Genomic DNA, 17,204 nt, shown 5'->3' on the forward strand with positions numbered 1-17,204 from the left:
TTCGGGTTTTGACTGCCGGCGGTGGGCGTTCGACCTAGGGCGAGTCGGCCGGGAAACCGCCGGACGGGTGGCGACGGCGCGCAAGGCTCGCCGCCGCGCGACCCGTCGTCCACGCGCAAGGCGACCCCCGCGCGGCGCGCGCGGGGCGCGGGGCAGCGCTCGCCGGCGTCGCGGCGCCCTGCCCAGCCCCGGGCCGGGCGCGGGCGCGCGCTGCTCCTCGGGCTCGCGGGCGTGGTCGCGGCGGCGTGCGCCGCGCTCCTCGCGCTGGTGTTCGGCTTCGGGCGCGCGAGGGCGCCGGACCGAGGGCGCGTCGTGGAGATCAACTGGCCGGACGGGCTCGACGCGGGCGAGGCGGCCGCGCTCCTCGCGGCCGAGGGGCTCGTCGAGAGCGAGCGCGCCATGGCGCTCTACCTCGGCGCGACGGGCGGCACCGAGGCGTTCGTGCCGGGCCCTCACCTGCTCTTCGAGGGCGCGACGCCGCGGGAGCTCCGGCAGCTGCTCGCGCGCGCGGAGGGGCGCCCCACGGCGAAGCTCACGATCCCCGAGGGCTTCAGCCGCTTCGACATCGCCGCCCGGCTGGAGAAGCTGCGCATCGCCGGCAGGAAGACGTTCCTCGCGGCCACCGCCGACGGCGCGCTCCTCGACGCGCTCGGCATCGAGCGCGGCGGCGCCGTGGGCGCGGAGAGCGCGGAGGGGTACCTCTTCCCGGCGACGTACGAGCTCGCGCTGGACTCCGACGCGCGCGACGTGGCGCGGCGCCTCGTCGCCGAGTCCGACCGGCGGTGGAGCGCGCTCGCGGCGCAGGGGAAGGACGGGCTGGCGGCGCTCCAGGCGACGCTCGGCTGGGGTCGCCGCGAGGTGCTCACGCTGGCCTCCATCATCGAGAAGGAGGCGGTCGTCGAGGAGGAGCGGCCGCTCATCGCGAGCGTGTTCCTGAACCGGCTCCTCGATCCGAGCTTCCGCTCTCGGAAGCTGCAGTCCGACGCGACGGCGCTCTACGGCTGCGTCGCCTGGCCCGAGGAGGCGCCGTCGTGCGCAGAGTGGAGCGGCAAGCCCACGCCCGCCGTGGTGCGGGATCCGAAGAACCGCTACAGCACCTACGCGCACCCGGGGCTGCCGCCCGGGCCGATCGCCAACCCTGGGGCGCCGTCGATCGCCGCCGTGCTGGCGCCCGCGGCGACGAAGTACCTCTATTTCGTGGCCGCGGGCGGCGGCCGCCATCGGTTCAGCGAGAGCCTGGACGACCACAACGACGCCGTGCAGAAGCGCAGGGACGCGACGGCGCCGTAGGCGCGGCACACGGACGCAATCCAGCACACAAACTACGGCTTCCGGCGCGCGTCGGAGACCTTCCGACGCGCTCTGGAACCTTCCGTCGCGGTAACGAAGCCTTCCCGCGCGTTCCGGAGCACGAGATTTCGCGGACTTAGCGGCGCCCGCCGCACCGTCGGCGCCATCCGGCGCCCGCCGGGGGACGAATTTCCCGGCAAATTCCGCATCCCGCCCCGCGTCGGAAGCTTTCGGAGCGCGTCGGAAGCTTTCGGAGCGCGCCGGAAGCCTTCGGGCCGGCTCCGGACCCCTTCCCTCAAGCAACGGAGTCCCTCGCGCGCATCACGGCGGCTCTCCGCGCGCAGCGATCGGATCGTCGTTCCTCGCGTTGCCTCGGCCGCGCTCGCGCCGCGCCCCGCTTCCTGGATCTGCGCGCGCCGCGGTGTAGATTCGCGCGCCATCATGCGCCGTCCCGCTCCGTTCCTCCTCGCGCTCTGCGCTCCCCTCGCCTTCTCTGCCGCTGTCGCCGGCTGCTCGCCCCGCACCGCGCCCCCGGCCGAAGTGACGCAGGCCGCCTCCGCGACCGCCGCTCCGTCAACTCCCCCCGACCCCGCCGCTTCGGCCTCGAGCGCTGCTCCCACCGCCAGCGCTGCGCCCGCCGCCAGCGCTGCCCCCGCCGATGGCAGCGCCACGCCCGCCGCCAGCGCCACGCCCGCCGCCAGCGCCACGCCTGCCGCCAGCGCCACGCCTGCCGCCGGCGCCGCGCCCGATCCGGCGGCGCCGGCCGACGCCGGGCCGCTCCCGAAGGTCAAGGTCGCCAACATCGGCATGCACATCGGCGGCGGCCCGCACGACGACTTCACCAAGGAGCCGATCAAGCGCTCGGTCGCGCCCCACTTCGACGAGTTCCGCCGCTGCTTCGCGCTCGCCGAGGACCCGACCAAGGGAGGCGACTTCGGCATCGATCTCCGGATCGAGAGGGACGGCGGCAAGGCCGAGGTGCGCAAGCCCCGGACGGCGCTCAAGGGCAAGGCGTTCACGCAATGCGTGGTCGACGTCTTCGAGCGGATCGACTTCCTCAAGCCGAGGAAAGGCCCCACCGTGGTGAGCTACTCGCTCCGGTTCACCCCGTGACAGGGCCGCGGCTCACCCGTGGCGCCCGAGGTTCGGCAGCGACCCGCGCGAGGCCTCGACCGCCGTCTCGCCGGCGCGGTCGAGCGCGTACTTGAAGAGGATCGGGCCGAACACCTCGTTCAGCGCCACGCACCCGACGACGAGCGCGCGGAAGCCGGCGCCGAGGCTCGGGAACGCGCGCTCGATGGTCAGGCTGATCCCGAGCGTCAGCCCGGCCTGCGAGACCAGCCCGCACCACGACCACTTCCTCAAGAGCGGCGGATCGTCCGCCAGCCGGTTGCCGATGCGGTTCGCGACCCACGTCACCAGGGCGCGCGACGCGCCGAAGAGCAGCGCGACGGGCCACATCTGCCGCAGGAGCGGCAGGTCGAGGTGCGCGCCGGCCGTCGCGAAGAACAGCACGAACACCACGCTCGCCGCGTCCTCGACCGCGTGCACCAGCTTCTCGCCCTGCTTCGACAGGTTCGCCACGACGAAGCCGGCCACCACGAAGACGAGCAGCGCGTCGAAGCGGAGGTACCGCAGCACCTCCGTCGCGCCGAAGCCGAGCGCCACGAACACCAGGATGAGCTGGCGGCCGATCAGCCGCATGTAGGCCGCGAGCGCGAGGCCGAGCGTCGTGCCGATCGAGATGCTCCCCAGGATCTCGCGGCCGAGCAGCTCCATCTCGTGCATCGACATCGTCGTGCCCGGCTCGAGGAGCGGCCGCACCGTGGAGAGCGCGACCGCCGTCACGACGATGACGATGATGTCCGACGTCATCACGAACGCGAGCGTGTGCATCGCGACGGGGCCGGTCGCGCGCGTCTGGGAGAGGATCCCGAGCACGGCCGAGGGGCTGCGGGTCACCGCGATGACGCCCCACAGGACGGCCACGCCGAACGCCGCCGTGGTCGAGAGCTCGGCCGCGAACGGCACCAGCGAGCGCGCCGCGTAGAAGACGCCCGTCATCGCCACGAAGACGAGCGCCGTCTGGACGACGTTGTGCAAGAGGATGCTCTTCAGGCTCTTCTTGACGACGTCGATCCGCAGCTCGGCGCCGCCCGCGAGCGCGATGAGCGCCAGCGCCAGCGCGTTGACCCGCGAGATCTCCTCCACCGCGTGGTGGTCGACGAGCCCCAGGACGTGCGGGCCGGCGACGATGCCCGCGAGGATGTAGCCCGAGATGTGCGGCAGGCGGAGCGGCTCGACGAGCTCGCTCGCGAGCGTGCCCGCGAGCAGGAGGAAGCCGATCGAAGCGACGGCCCCTGCAGGCCCGTGTTCGTGAGGGACCGCGCGCGTCGTGGCGTAGAGCAGCCCGAACAGGATCACGAGCGCGACCGCGTGCGTGAGGTGGTTCAGCGGCCCCTTGGGGGCCGACCCGTGGTGGCGCGCGGAGGGCGCGCCGTGCTGCTCGGCGGGCGCGGCCGGATCGGCCGGCGCAGCCGGGCCGGCGGGCGTGACCGGGCCGGCCGGCGCGGCTGGCTCGACCTCAGGGAGTGCTGCGGCGCTCACGGTGACACCTCTTCATTCCTCATCCCTCCCCCACGCTGCGCCGCGGGCGACGGCGGGGCGCCCCTCTCGCCTCCCTCGCCCGGCGCGGCGTCGCGCCCGGCGCGGCCCAGGCCGCGGCCGAAGAAGAGCGACTCCCGCTCGGGCGCGGCGAGCTCGCCGGCCTTGCGGAGCGTGGCGCGCAGCGCCTGCGGCCCGACGAGCTCGCCGAACACGGCCGCGGCCGCCGCGGCGAAGAGGACGGTGTGCCCGACCGGGCCCGGGAAGCGCAGCGCGAAGGCGAGCCCGACGCTCATCGCCACCGCGCCGGACGAGAGCAGCCCGAGGCCGAGCCACGGCGACGTCTCGCGCGCGTCGGGCGACACGACGCGGAAGACGAGCCCCGTCGCGAGCTTGCCCACGAGCCTCGCCCCGAGCGCGATCGCCACGATCCAGGGCAGGAACGGCGCCGCCTTCGGGTTCACGTGCGCGCCCGCGAGCAGGAGCGCCGGCAGGATGACCGGCCGCTCGGTCGGCGCGACCATGGCGACGATCTCGTCGCGGTGCCGCGAGATGGCGGCGATCGTCACGCCCATCGCGAACGCCGCGAAGAGCGGCGACAGGCCGACCCGGGCGCTCGTGCCCATCGTCAGCAGCGAGGTGCCGAGCAGCACGCCCCAGCTCTGGATCAGGCGGAAATCGCTCCCGAGGAGCACCACCGCGATGAGCCCGAGCACCACGCCGATGAGCGCCGTCACGACCGTCCACCCCCAGAACGGGATCGGCCACTGGGCCGTCGCCTGCGGGACGAGCGCGAACGCGCCGCCCATCATGAGCAGCGGGCCGAGATCGTCGCAGTCGGCGATGTCGGCGATGAGATCCGAGAGCTTGCCGCTCGCGCTGTAGCGCTGCGCGACCCACAGCACCGCGTGCCGCGTCGTCTCGGCGGAGACGGCGCCCACGCCCGCCGCGAGCAGCGCGCGGTCGCCGCGCTCGAGCGAGGGAGCGCCGTACGCCGCCGCGAACCAGACCGCGGCGGCCACCGCGCCGCCGGTCAGGAGGCTCATGAGCACGCAGAGCGCCATGCGGGACGGCCGCACGCGGCGGCTGCCGACGAAGCCGAAGTCGAGGCCGACGACCAGCGCGAGCCAGCCGAGCGCGACGCCCGCCACGGGCTCGAACGCGGCGAGCGACGAGGGCTCGAGCAGCCCGAGCGCCGAGGGTCCCAGCACGAAGCCGAGCACGACGTACTCGGCGCCGGAAGGGAGGCCGATGCCCCGGAGCACGCGGCCGCTGACGAGCGAGCTGCCGAGGTACGACAGCACGAGGAGCCCCATCAGGAGCCAGACGGCGTTCACGAGGCGGCGCCCCGGTCGACCGGCGCGGGCGCGGCGCGCCGCGCGCCGCCGGAGGACGCCGGCGCGCGCCCGAGCTGGATCTCCGCGGCGACGAGGGCCTGCGCCACCGCGATGAGCCAGCGGCTGCGCACGTCGTCGCCGTCGCAGGCCATCGTGGCCCGGAAATGAGCGCCCCCCTCGTCGATCGCGACGAGCGCGGCGCGGGCCCGGCTGCCGAGGCCCGAGCCCGTCTTCAGGAGCAGCTCGCGCACCCGCTCGAGATCGGCGGCGGGGTCGACGCTGATCTCGACGGCCACGACCGGAGGGCGGCCGCGGATGCGCGTCGGGTGGAACAGGCTGAGCAGGTGCGGCACGCGAACGACGCAGCCGTCCTCGTCCTCGAGGCGCGCCTCGATCAGCGTCAGCTCGCGGACCCGCCCGGCGCGGCCGCCCACGTCGGCGATGTCGCCGACGCGCAGGCGCCGCCCGTAGATGACCGAAAGGCCCACGGCCGCCGACGCGATGAGCGGGGCGCTGGCGAGCCCGGCCGCCGCGAGCACGACGAAGCCGATCCGCGTGAGCGCCCCCTCGTCGGTGCCGGTGATGAGCGGGGCCGCGAGGAGCAGCGCGGCGACGAGGATGCCGAAGCGGACAAGGACGCCGGTGGCGACCGCGAGATCGGACGGAAGCCACCCGAGCGACGTCTCGCCCCGGCTCACGCTCCCGAAGAACAGCCCCACGAAGCGGATGAGGACGACGACCGCGAGCGTCGCGAGGATCGCGAGCACGAGCACCGGGACGCTCCGCGCGATGCGCCCCATGAGCTCCGACATGGGCGCGAGCACGAGGCCTGTCAGCTTCTCGCTGGTGCCGCGCGTGGAGGCGAACAGGGAGAGGGCGAAGAGGATCCAGATGTAGGCGATGCCCAGCCGGACGAGCACGCCGGCGGCGCCGAGCGCGACCGAGAGCGCGCCCTGCGACGCGGCGGGCCGGAGCATCTCGATGCCGCGGACGTGGAGCGCCGGGAGCCGCTCCGGGTGCTCGGCGACCCAGGCGTGCCCTCGCTCGACGAGCTCGCCGACCTTGCGGAGCAGGAGCAGCGCGATCAGCCCGGAGAAGACGAGCAGCGAGAACGAGAAGACGCTCGTCGCGAGGCGGCTCCGGCTCTGCTCCTTGGCGAGGACGTCGCGCACCGTGCCGGCGACCGCGGCGGCGTGGGCCGCGACCGTGGTGTGGCCCGCCGCCGCCGCGTCCTCGGGGCCGAGGTGGACGAGCGGGCGGTCGCCGACGTAGACGACCGCCACGCCGTCCTGCTCGTCGACGCGGACCTCGGGGACCGCCTTCTCCTGGGCGGCGCGCTCCAGCACGCGCGCCGCCTCGCGGGCGCGCTCCGGGGGAGAGAGGCTGCCCCGGTGCACGCGGAGGGCGAAGACCGTCCTGCCGAGCAGCTCGACGCGCGCCTCGGGCTGCTCGACCACGGGAGGCGAAGGCTGGGGCTCGGGAGCCACCGGCTCGCCCTGGTCAGCGGCCGGGGCCGGCGGCCCGACCGACGCGGACGCCGGCGCGACCGGCGCAGGCGGCGGCGCGGGAGGCCGCGCGACCGGGGCGGGCGCCAGCACGACCTCCGCGGACGCGGGCGTGGCCGGCTCGGGCGATGGCACGACCTGGACGAGCGGCGGCTGCACGGAAGCCGGCGCGGGCGCGAGCTGCGTGGGCTCGAACGCGGCCTGCGGGGGCGCGTGCTGCGAGGGCGCGGGGGCCACCTGCGACGGCGCGGACCAAGCCTGCGAGGGCGCGGGCCTGGCCTGCGAGGGCGCGGGGGCCACCTGCGACGGCGCGGACGCGGCTTGCGACGGCGCGGGCGCGGCCTGCGACGCCGCGGGCGCGGCTTGCGACGCCGCGGGCGCGGCTTGCGACGCCGCGGGCGCGGCTTGCGACGCTGCGGGCGCGACCCGCGAGGGCGCGGACGCGGCCTGCGCCGGCCCGGCGAACGCAGCGCCGGCGGGAGCGATGAGGCCGGCAAGCGCGACCAGGAGCGCGGGGAACAACCGCTGCACGCTGGCACTCTCGGCCGGAGACAGGCCGCCGGTCAAGCGGCGCAGGACGCGAGACGGCCTCGGCCGCCAGCCCGCGACAGGCGACGCGCGATCGCCTCGCGGTGGTCACGCGCGCTCGAGCCCGCCCGGAAACCTCGATCCCTCCGCGCTGGCTCGATGATGGATCGCCTTGCCGCCGAGGCAGGGCGCTGGCAGGGCGCCGGCGTGGCAACGACCAAGAGATCGGTGGCCCCGTCGCTGCTCGTCGGCGACATCGGAGGCACCAACACCCGGCTCGCGCTCTACAGCGCCTCCGGCGGCCGGCCCCTCTCCGAGGCCGTCTTCCGCAGCCGCGAGCACGCGAGCTTCGAGGAGATCGCCCTCCCGTTCCTCGTGCGCAGCGACGCTCCCCACCCCGCCGTCGCCGTGCTCGGCATCGCGGGCCCCATCAAGGACCAGGTCGCCACCGTCACGAACCTGCCCTGGCGCCTCGCGGAGCGCGAGCTGTCGCGCCGGCTCAAGATCGCGCGCGTGCTCCTGGCGAACGACCTCGTCGTCGGCGCCACGGGCTGCCTGCACGTCGCCCGCGCGTCCATCGAGCCGCTCACGGAGCGCAGGCCGCGGCCGAAGGGGAACAACGTGGCCGTCATCGCCGCCGGCACGGGGCTCGGCGAGGCCCGGCTCCTCTGGGACGGCGCCCGGCACGTCACGCTCCCGACCGAGGGAGGTCACGCCGACTTTGCCCCGCGCTCCGCGGTCGAGGCCGAGCTGTGGCGCTTCCTCGCCGAGCGCCACCCGGACCACGTGAGCTACGAGCGGGTCCTCTCCGGCGACGGGCTCGGCGCCCTCTTCGACTTCTTCGCCCGCGCCGCCCGCGTGCCGCGCGCGATCGAGCGCCGCCTCGCCGAGGGCGACCGCAACGCGGCGATCGCCGAGCTCGGTCTCGCCCGCGCGTTCCGGCCCGCCGCGCGCGCGGTCGACCTGTTCGTCGAGATCTACGGCGCCGAGGCCGGCAACCTCGCCCTGCGCGAGCTCGCGCTCGGCGGGGTCTTCGTCCTCGGGAACATCGCGAGGAGCCTCGTCACCCAGAGGCGCGAGCTCTTCATGAAGTCCTTCCTGAAGAAGGGGCGCCTCACGCCGCTCCTCGAGGGGGTGCCCGTCGCGGTGGTCACCGATCCCCTGGTCGGCGTGCGGGGCGCGCTCGCCTTCGCCAGAGGGCTCTCGGCCGCGGAGCGGCCCCGGGCCCGCGCGGCGTCCCGGCGGTCCTGACGCCCCGTGTCCTCGCGCCCATGACGGAGGCATGGAGTCGCGCGCGCGACTCCATGCCTCCTGTCGAATCGGCGCCGTCGGTCCAAGGCGGATGAGCGCGAGTTCGCCCCGAGGCACCGAGAGGCCATATCGCCCGGCGCCGCCTCGCGCCGGGCGCGCTCCGAACAGGAGCGGACGAGCTCCTCGCGCTCGGCCTCACGCGTAGCCTCACGGGTAGCCTCACGCGTAACCTCACGCGTAGCCTCACGGGTAGCCTCACGCGTAGCCTCACGCGTAGATCGAGCGGCCGCGCGCGGCCTCGCGGCGTTGACACGTTGGAGCCACGGTGCTTTAAGACCGCTCCACCTGACGCTCGTACAGTCGGGGAAAAGGAAAGAAAGGTCACGTCATGGCAACTTCGGTCATTCTACCTGATGGGAAGGCCCTCGCGCTCCAGGATGGCAACACGGCGTTCGACGCCGCCCGGGCCATCTCGCCGAGGCTCGCCGAGGCCGTCGTCGTCGCGCGCGTCGACGGGGTGATCCAGGACCTCCGCGTGCCCCTCCGGGACGGCGCGAAGCTGGAGTTGCTGAAGGCCGATACGCCCGAGGGCAGGGACACGATCAACCACTCGGCCGAGCACCTCCTGGCGACGGCCGTGCTGCGGCTGTTCCCGGGCGCCAAGGTCACGATGGGTCCGAAGAACCATGGTGACGAGTTCTATTACGACTTCGATGTTGCCGGTCGGACCTTCACTCCTTCCGACCTCGAGCAGATCGAGGCCGAGGTGAAGAAGCTCATCGAGCAGAAGATCAAGTTCGAGTGGCAAGTCGTCCCCAAGAAGGACGCGCTGGGCGTCTTCGAGGGGCTCGGGCAGAAGAACGAATACAAGACGGAGATCCTGTCCTGGATCCCCGAGGACAGCGTGTCGATCTACCGCTGCGGCGAGTTCGTGGATTTCTGCCGCGGCCCGCACCTGCCCCACGCGGGGTTCATCAAGGGGCTCAAGATCACGTCGTCCTCGGCGGCCTACTGGCGCGCCGACGCCACGAAGCAGTCGCTCCAGCGCGTGCGCGGCGTGGCCTTCCCCAACAAGGACGACCTCGACAAGTATGTGCGCCGCCTGGAGGAGGCGAAGAAGCGCGACCACAGGACGCTCGGGCGCGATCTCGAACTCTACCTCGTCTCCGAGCGCTACGACACCCACGCGTACTCCGAGAAGGACGAGATCGACCTCTACGTCGGCGTGGACGCGGAGGCGCCCCTCGACCGCGCGCTCGTGGAGCACGCCCTCGGCGCGGCGGCCTCGGCGTTCCCCGGGCGGACCATCCGGCGAACGGTGAAGTTCGGCGAGGCGCCGAAGGCGTCGGCGGACGGCGCGGGCGGCAGCAACGAAGAGGCGCGCCCGCGCCTGCACGTCCGGCTCCGCGGCGCGGCGGCGTCGGAGTCGAAGAGCACCTTCAGGGCCGCGGTGAGCGCCCGGAAGGACGCCGACGTCGAGGTGCACTTCGAGCCGCACTTCGTCGAGGAGATCGGGGCCGGCCTCGTCATGTGGCTCCCGAAGGGCGGGCTCCTGCGCACCATCATCGAGGACCAGTGGCGCAAGATGCACCTCGAGGAGGGCTACGACATCGTCTACTCGCCGCACATCGCCAAGGCGGACCTGTGGAAGACGTCGGGCCACTGGGACTTCTACCGAGAGGGGATGTTCTCCCCCATGTCGGTCGACGGGCACGACTACTGCTGCAAGCCGATGAATTGCCCGTTTCACATCCTCATGGTCAAGAGCCGGACGCGGAGCTACCGCGAGTTCCCGATGCGCCTCGCGGAGCTCGGGACCGTGTACCGGTACGAGGCCGCGGGCGTCATGCACGGCCTGATGCGCGTGCGGGGGTTCACCCAGGACGACGCGCACCTGTTCTGCCGCGCGGACCAGGTCGAGCAGGAGATCCACCGCGTGCTCCGCTTCATCCTGAAGATGCTCCGCACGTTCGGGTTCGAGCAGTTCGACATCAACCTCTCGACACGGCCGGAGAAGTACGTCGGCGGCCTGGAGGACTGGGCCAAGGCCGAGAGCACCCTCGCGGGGGCCCTAAAGGCCCTCGGCCTCGAGTACACGGTGGACCCGGGCGGCGGCGCGTTCTACGGGCCGAAGATCGACATCAAGCTGGTCGATGCGCTCGACCGCAGGTGGCAGTGCTCCACGCTCCAGTACGACTTCAACAACCCCGAGCGCTTCACGCTCGGGTTCGTGAACGCCAAGGGAGAGCTCGAGCAGCCGATCATGCTCCACCGGGCGCTCCTCGGCTCGATCGAGCGGTTCATCGGCGTGCTCCTGGAGCACCACGCGGGCGCCCTGCCGGCGTGGCTCTCACCGGAGCAGGCGCGCGTCGTCACGGTGTCGGACAAGCACAACGACCACGCCGAGCAGGTCACCCAGGCGCTGCGCGCTCACGGCATCCGGGCGAGCTTCGTCCGGAGCTCGGAGAAGCTCGGCGCGAAGATCCGCGAAGCGCAGGTCGAGAAGATCCCCCATATGCTGGTCATCGGCGACAAGGAGGTGGAGGCGAAGGGCGCCACGGTCCGGCTCCGTGACGGGAGCGACCGCGGCTTCATGAAGACCGAGGCGCTCGCGGAGTTCTTGCGCGAGCAGTGCGCGATCCCCGTCGTGACGTGACGTTCCCCCGCGGCGCCGTGGGGCCCCTCTCCAGGGCCCCCGGCGGCGGCGGCCTCGGTTGCCCGCCCGAACCGGCGGCGCGGCGCGCTGGACGCGCCGCGCTGCGCCAGCTCGGTCGCTCGCTGCTCGCTACCCGGCTTGCGCCGCGGCGGCGTCGAGCAGCCAGACGAGCCGCCCGGGCCCGCCGCGCACGACCCGCGCCGGCACCTCGTCGGCCGGACCGGGCCGCTTCGCCTGCGCCACGACCCCGCGCTTTCCCGTCCCGCGGGCCAGGAGCAGCTTCAGCCGCGCCTCCTGGATCACCGGCGCCGTCAGCGTGAGCCGCGGCTCCAGCCCCTTGTCCGGCTGCGCCGGGATCGCGGCGACCAGGCGGTCCTCGATGCCCGCCGCCCCCGTCCCAGGGAACAGCGAGGCCGTGTGCGCGTCGTCGCCTATCCCGAGCGTCATCACGTCGAAGGAGACAGCCGACGCGACCCCGAACCGCGCCCGCAGGAGCCGCTCGTACCGCGCCGCCGCCCCGGCGAGGTCCGGCGACTCGCCCTCCATGCGGAAGAAGCGCTCCTCCGGGATGGGGGCCGCCGCCAGATCCCGGCGCGCGGCGCCGTAGTTCGAGCGGGGGTGATCGGGCGCGACCGCGCGCTCGTCCACCCAGAACCACTCGGTCTGGGCCCACGGGAGCGAGAGCGCCGCGAGCCGCTGGTACGCCTCCGACGGCGTGCTCCCGCCCGACAGCGCGACGCGCGCGACGCCGCGCGCCTCGACCGCCGCCGCGATGGCGCGCGCGATGAGCTCCGCCCCGAGCCGCGCCAGCTCCGCAGCGTCCGCCGCGACGAGGGTCTCCTCACCACCGTTCATCTCGGTCCTCCTGTCGGCCCTCGTCAAAGGGCGCTCCACTTCGCCGCGGCGAGCACCGCCTCGCGCAGCAGCCGATCGCCCTCCAGCGAGTCGATCGTCTTCGCCAGCACCCACGTCTCGTCCCGGTAGCCGAGCGGGTGCAGGTGCTCCGCCGACCGCGCCCCCTCCATCGTCCACCGCACCGTGCCGGGCGCCTTGTCGAGCCGCACGCAGCCGAGCGTCAGCGGCTCGCCGCGCAGCGACGTCCACAGGCGCACGCCGTCGAGCCGCCGCCACGCCTGCGCGTCCGCCGGCGGCCCGTCGACGAGCGCGATCTCGATCGGCGCCCCGTCCGCGCCGCGGGCGCGGCCGACCACGCCGCCGCCGGGCTGCGCGGGCCCCCGCGACTCGAACGTCCAGCCGAGCCGCGAGCCCATCCAGCCGAGGAACAGCGCCGCCGGATCCGGCTTCGCCCCCGCGCTGCGCGCGATCTCCACCCGCCGGATCGCCCGGCACGCCTCCGGCATGTCGTCGAAGAACCGGGCCACGAGCTCGCGGAACGAGAACGTCCGCACGAACGCCCGGTCCGCGAGCGGCGCCCTCGTCCCGCGCGCGACCTCCGCGATGCGCTCGATGCACGTCTCGGCCGAGTCGAACACCAGCCGATTGCAGATCGGCGCGAGCGCGTCGCCGAGCACGTTCGGCGCGCCGGGCGCGAGCTCGACGATCACCGCCACGTCGGAGATCGTGAGCGCGCTCACGACCGAAGCGACGCGCTCGGCCGCGGCCACCCCGAACGTGATCTCCACGCGGTCGTAGCAGATCGGCACCTCGCCCGCGCGGCGGCACGTGGCCGACCAGTCGGCCTGGACGCTCGCCGGGTCGAGCCGGTCGTCGAGCGTGATGAGCAGGGTGCGGCCCGCGTGCGTCTCGGCGAGGTCCTCGGCTTGCTCCTTCAGGCGCTCGACCTCGGCGCGGCTCCCCACCGCCACGAAATTGAGGGTCGACGCGCGCGTCTTCGGCGCCGGCTCCGCCCACGACTCGTCGGGCGCCGACCAGAACTCGGCGAGCTCGGACTCGACCCGCTTGATGACCTCGGCGACGCGGCCCGCGCTCACGGCCGCCTCCACGCCCGCTCCGGGGCCTTCCCCCCGTCGCCCGCACCGCACACCGCGCGCGCATCGCCAGAAGACGACGGCTCGACGAGGGCATCGGCCTCCGTCGGGCCCCAGCTGCCCGCGGCGTAGCGCGCGATCGGCGCGCTCTGGGTCCGCCACCCCTCGAAGATCGGATCGACGAAGCCCCACTGCGCCTCGACCTCGTCGGCGCGCGTGAACAGCGTGGCGTCGCCGCGCAGCGCGTCGAGCAGGAGCCGCTCGTACGCCTCGGGCGTGCTGGAGCCGAACGCGGCGCCGTACCGGAAATCCATCGTGACGCCGCGGATCGCGATGCCGCCGCCCGGGATCTTCGCCGCGAACCGGAGCGAGATGCCCTCGTCGGGCTGGAGGCGCATCACGAGCGAGTTCGGCTCCTCGGTCGCGCCGGGGGCGCCCTTGAACAGGCCGTGCGGGAGCGGCTTGAAGTGCAGCACCACCTCGGCCACCCGCTTCGCCAGCCGCTTGCCGGCGCGCAGGTAGAACGGCACCCCGCCCCAGCGCCAGCTGTCCAGGTGGAGCTTCATCGCGACGTAGGTCTCCGTCGTCGAGTCCTTCGCGACGTCGGGCTCCTCCGTGTAGCCGGGCACCTTCTCGCCGCGCACCATGCCGGGCCCGTACTGCCCGCGCACCGTCGACGACAGCGCGTCCGGGCCCGCGATCGGCCGGAGCGTGCGGAGCACCTTCACCTTCTCGTCGCGCACCGCGTCCGCGTCCCACGACGACGGCGGCTCCATCGCGACCAGCGTGAGCAGCTGGAGCGCGTGGTTCTGCACGATGTCCCGCGTGATGCCGACCTTCTCGTAGAACTTGCCGCGGCCCTCGACGCCGATCTCCTCGGCCACGGTGATCTGCACGTGATCGACGTGCTGGCGCGACCAGAGCGGCTCGAAGATCGTGTTGCCGAACCGCAGGACGAGGAGGTTCTGGACGGTCTCCTTCCCGAGGTAGTGGTCGATCCGGTAGATCTGCGACTCCGCGAGGTGGGCGAGCAGGTCGCGGTTGAGGGCGCGGGCGCTCTCCAGGTCCTCGCCGAACGGCTTCTCGACGACGACGTGCTGGAACGGCGCGTCCTTCTCGTGCGACGGCGGCGCGACGAGGTTCGCCGCGCGCAGGCCGCGCACGATGGGCGCGAACTGGTCGGGCGCGACGGCCAGGTAGAAGACCCGGTTCTTGCGGGTGCCGCGCTCGGCGTCGAGCCGCTCGAGCTCCGCGGCGAGCCGGGTGTACGTCTCGGCCTCGTCGAACGACCCCTGGACGTAGCTGATGCCCTTCTCGAGCTCGCTCCAGGTGGCCTCCTCGAGCGGGCGCCGCGAGTGCTTCCCGACGGCCTCGCGCATCTCCTTCGCGAAATCCGGCTTCGGGCGCCGCGCCACGCCGACGACGGCGAAGCCGCCCGTGAGGAGCCGGCTGAGCGTCAGGTTGTAGACCGCGGGCAGCAGCTTGCGCCGGGTCAGGTCGCCCGAGGCGCCAAAGATCACGAGCGCGGCCGGCGAGGCGGTGCGCTCCTCGGGCATCCCTTCGCGAAGCGGGTTCTTCTCGGCTTGGGTCATGGTGGGTGAGCTCCGGTCGGTGACGGCGACGGGCACGATGCTCGCGCGCCTCCGCGGCGTAGGGTAGTCCGGATCGCGCCCGCGGGCGCGGGCGGAACGATGCGATGAAGATGCGAGGACGATGCGATGAAGATGCCGGAGGTCGCGCCACGCGGGGACGACCGCGCGCGGGCGTGCGGGCGGAGCGCCGCGCCCGCGCGCCCGCGCAGCCCGGCGCCGCGCCGAGCGTGCCCGCCGGCTCGCGGCGCCCTTCCATCCGATCGCGACCGGTACTAGGCTCCTCCGCGCGATGGCCGCGCCGGTGCTCCCGCGAATCCGCGTCCCCCACCCTCACGTGCGATGCGATAGCCAGGTGCTCGCCGGGAGCCCCCACGTCCTCGGGTCGCGCGTCCCGGTCCGGCGGCTCTGGGCGTGGCACCGCGGCGGCGCGTCGGTGGAGACGCTGCTCAAGCGCTACCCGAACCTCGGGCCCGCGCGCGTGCTCGACGCGCTCGCGTTCGCGTACGACAACCAGGACCTCATCGAGGCCGACATCGCGCGCGAGCAGCTGCTCTTCAAGAAGCAGGGCGGGCCCACGGTCGGCGCACGCCCCCTCGCCCAGCTGAACCTCCCCTTCGACGAGGACGAGGAGTAAGCGACGCCCGAGAGGGCGCGGCGGGCGAGGGACGGCGCGGCGGGCGAGGGACGGCGCGCGCGCCGCGCGTGAGGCGTCACGGGCGAAATGCCGTGCGCTCCATGTGAAACGCCTCGCGATATATATATGTGGAACGCCTCGCGCCACCTGCGGTGTAGACCGCCATCCCCGCGCGATGAGCTCAGCTTGATTCTTTACAGCCATCCTGACTTGGGGCAATGAGGGCCGTCAGTTGCTGGAGCCCGCGGTGCGGGGCTGCTCTGCATTGCGAGTGACCGTCGCGCAGGATCGCGGCTGTCCCAGCTTTCAAGGTCGCGGCTGCTGGTGTAGGGTCCGCGCTCCATGGGGTACCGATCGAGGTGCCGGAGGGATTCTGAGATGAGCGTCAATCGATGGAAGTTGTTCGCGATGCCCGTGGCCCTTCTCGGCCTGGCCTCGCCTCTCCTCGTGAACTGCGGCGGCAAGGGGTTCCCCGGCGCGGACAGCCTGCCCGGCCCGGCCGGTGACCTGGCGTCGGCCGCGAGCGGCTGCGACGAGCTGAAGAACGGCGGCATCGCGAACCTGAAGTTCGACGGCGGCGCCGAGGTCGAGGGCAAGATCAAGGGCTTCCTCGACGCGGCTGCGTCGCTCGACAAGCTCACCGCCAGCATGGAGGCGGATCTCATCGCCTCCTGCGGCAAGCTCGGCAAGGACCTCGGCATGAGCGACGCGGAGCTCAAGGCCGACCCGAGCGGCGGCAAGGGCGCCGAGAAGGTCTGCGGCGCGGTCTCCGCGAAGGTCAGCGCCGCCGTGAAGGCGAACGCCGACGCGAAGATCACCGTCCAGATCGACCCCCCGAAGTGCTACGCCGACATCACCGCCATGCAGAAGTGCCTCGGCGAGTGCGGCTCGCCGGTGCAGCCCGGCAAGCTCGAGGCGAGCTGTGAGGGCGGCGAGATCAGCGGCAAGTGCGACGCCGAGTGCAAGGGCAAGTGCAGCGTCGAGGCCGGCGCGGCGTGCACCGGCACCTGCAGCGCGAGCTGCTCGGGCAAGTGCGAGGTCGGCTTCAAGGGCACCTGCGGCGGCAAGTGCGACGGCAAGTGCGACGGCAAGGACTCGAAGGGCGCGGCGTGCGCCGGCACCTGCGAGGGCAAGTGCGACGCCAAGGCCGAGGGGTCTTGCTCGGGCACCTGCGAGGGCACCTGCTCCGGCTCCTGCGAGGTCAAGGCCGCGGCGAAGTGCTCCGGCTCGTGCTCCGGCGGCTGCAGCGCCGAGATCAAGGAGCCGAAGTGCTCGGGCGAGTTCAAGCCCCCGAGCGTCGACCCGAGCTGCCAGGTGCAGTGCACGGCGAAGACCGCCGGCGAGGCGAAGTGCGATGCGCCGAACGTCCGCATCGTGGCGAACGGCAAGGTGAACGCCGACGCGCAGAAGCTCGTCGCCGCGCTCCGGACGTCGCTCCCGGCGATCGCCAAGGTGCAGCTCGGCTCCGGCAAGAAGCTGGCGGCGGCGGTGTCCGGCGTCGGCAAGGCCGGCGTCGAGGTGAAGGACGTGGCGCTCAAGGCCGGCGGCAAGGCGGTCGCCTGCGTCGCGGCCGCGGTCGACGCGTCGGCCAGCGCGTCGGCCTCGATCGACATCAACATCAAGGCGAGCGCGAGCGTCAGCGGCTCGGCGAGCGGTTCGGCCAGCGGCGGGACCTGATCCCCGGCGCGGCCTGAGCGCGGACGCGGCGGCGGTCCCCTCCTGGGGGTCGCCGCCGTCGTCATTTCAGGCGCCGAATCCAGGCCCGCGGCGCAGGTTTGGGTGCGGGCTCACTTTTTCGGGCGCGGCGCGCGATGGTCGAGCTCAGCGCCAGGTTCGCCCCCCAACGTTGCAGGCAGGT

12 protein-coding genes are annotated in these 17,204 nt (G+C 73.6%); 6 read left to right on the plus strand and 6 right to left on the minus strand.

The window, feature by feature from the left end; all coding sequences use genetic code 11:
- The first annotated feature begins 21 nt into the window (after positions 1-21).
- Together mltG and WMF29_RS23590 are read left to right on the plus strand one after the other, a co-directional pair.
- The gene (gene mltG, locus WMF29_RS23585) at positions 22-1,290 is read left to right on the plus strand and encodes an endolytic transglycosylase MltG (protein WP_437330991.1); all 1,269 of its coding nucleotides are present in this window, start codon (positions 22-24) and stop codon (positions 1,288-1,290) included.
- A gap of 441 nt (positions 1,291-1,731) precedes the next feature.
- Positions 1,732-2,403 (plus strand): hypothetical protein, encoded by a 672-nt coding sequence (locus WMF29_RS23590; RefSeq protein ID WP_437330992.1) that lies wholly within the window; start codon positions 1,732-1,734, stop codon positions 2,401-2,403.
- Positions 2,404-2,415: 12 nt separating this feature from the next.
- On the opposite strand, the gene WMF29_RS23595 is transcribed toward WMF29_RS23590, so the two are convergent.
- The 3 genes from WMF29_RS23595 to WMF29_RS23605 are packed head-to-tail and all read right to left on the minus strand — an operon-like array spanning position 2,416 to position 7,267.
- Positions 2,416-3,897 carry a cation:proton antiporter gene (locus WMF29_RS23595; RefSeq protein WP_437330993.1) on the minus strand — a complete coding sequence of 494 codons (1,482 nt, stop codon included), beginning with the start codon at positions 3,895-3,897 and terminating at the stop codon, positions 2,416-2,418.
- Positions 3,894-5,231, minus strand: a complete 1,338-nt coding sequence (locus WMF29_RS23600) for a cation:proton antiporter (protein WP_437330994.1) — start codon at positions 5,229-5,231, stop codon at positions 3,894-3,896. Before WMF29_RS23600 ends, WMF29_RS23595 begins: the two co-directional genes overlap by 4 nt.
- Entirely contained in the window at positions 5,228-7,267 is a 2,040-nt protein-coding gene (locus WMF29_RS23605) for a mechanosensitive ion channel family protein (protein ID WP_437330995.1), read from the minus strand. Before WMF29_RS23605 ends, WMF29_RS23600 begins: the two co-directional genes overlap by 4 nt.
- Positions 7,268-7,423: 156 nt before the next feature.
- Between WMF29_RS23605 and WMF29_RS23610 the strand changes: the two genes are divergently transcribed.
- Both WMF29_RS23610 and thrS read left to right on the plus strand, forming a co-directional pair.
- Entirely contained in the window at positions 7,424-8,515 is a 1,092-nt protein-coding gene (locus WMF29_RS23610) for a glucokinase (RefSeq protein WP_437330996.1), read from the plus strand.
- 388 nt (positions 8,516-8,903) lie between these two features.
- Positions 8,904-11,171 (plus strand): threonine--tRNA ligase, encoded by a 2,268-nt coding sequence (gene thrS / locus WMF29_RS23615; protein WP_437330997.1) that lies wholly within the window; start codon positions 8,904-8,906, stop codon positions 11,169-11,171.
- 129 nt (positions 11,172-11,300) lie between these two features.
- Here thrS and pgl read toward each other — a convergent pair whose 3' ends face one another.
- The 3 genes from pgl to zwf are packed head-to-tail and all read right to left on the minus strand — an operon-like array spanning position 11,301 to position 14,712.
- On the minus strand, positions 11,301-12,026 hold the full coding sequence (gene pgl / locus WMF29_RS23620; RefSeq protein WP_437330998.1) for a 6-phosphogluconolactonase: 726 nt from the start codon (positions 12,024-12,026) through the stop codon (positions 11,301-11,303).
- A 23-nt stretch (positions 12,027-12,049) separates the two neighbouring features.
- Positions 12,050-13,123, minus strand: a complete 1,074-nt coding sequence (locus tag WMF29_RS23625) for a glucose-6-phosphate dehydrogenase assembly protein OpcA (protein ID WP_437330999.1) — start codon at positions 13,121-13,123, stop codon at positions 12,050-12,052.
- The gene (zwf, locus tag WMF29_RS23630; RefSeq protein ID WP_437331000.1) at positions 13,120-14,712 is read right to left on the minus strand and encodes a glucose-6-phosphate dehydrogenase; all 1,593 of its coding nucleotides are present in this window, start codon (positions 14,710-14,712) and stop codon (positions 13,120-13,122) included. The genes WMF29_RS23625 and zwf overlap by 4 nt, the downstream gene beginning before the upstream one ends.
- A gap of 334 nt (positions 14,713-15,046) precedes the next feature.
- Between zwf and WMF29_RS23635 the strand changes: the two genes are divergently transcribed.
- Both WMF29_RS23635 and WMF29_RS23640 read left to right on the plus strand, forming a co-directional pair.
- Positions 15,047-15,346, plus strand: a complete 300-nt coding sequence (locus WMF29_RS23635; RefSeq protein ID WP_437331001.1) for a DUF433 domain-containing protein — start codon at positions 15,047-15,049, stop codon at positions 15,344-15,346.
- A gap of 378 nt (positions 15,347-15,724) precedes the next feature.
- Positions 15,725-17,023, plus strand: a complete 1,299-nt coding sequence (locus WMF29_RS23640; protein WP_437331002.1) for a hypothetical protein — start codon at positions 15,725-15,727, stop codon at positions 17,021-17,023.
- The last annotated feature ends 181 nt before the right edge of the window (positions 17,024-17,204 follow it).

It is taken from the genome of Sorangium sp. So ce381, from assembly GCF_051473845.1.
Taxonomy (GTDB): Bacteria; Myxococcota_A; Polyangia; order Polyangiales; family Polyangiaceae; genus Sorangium; species Sorangium atrum.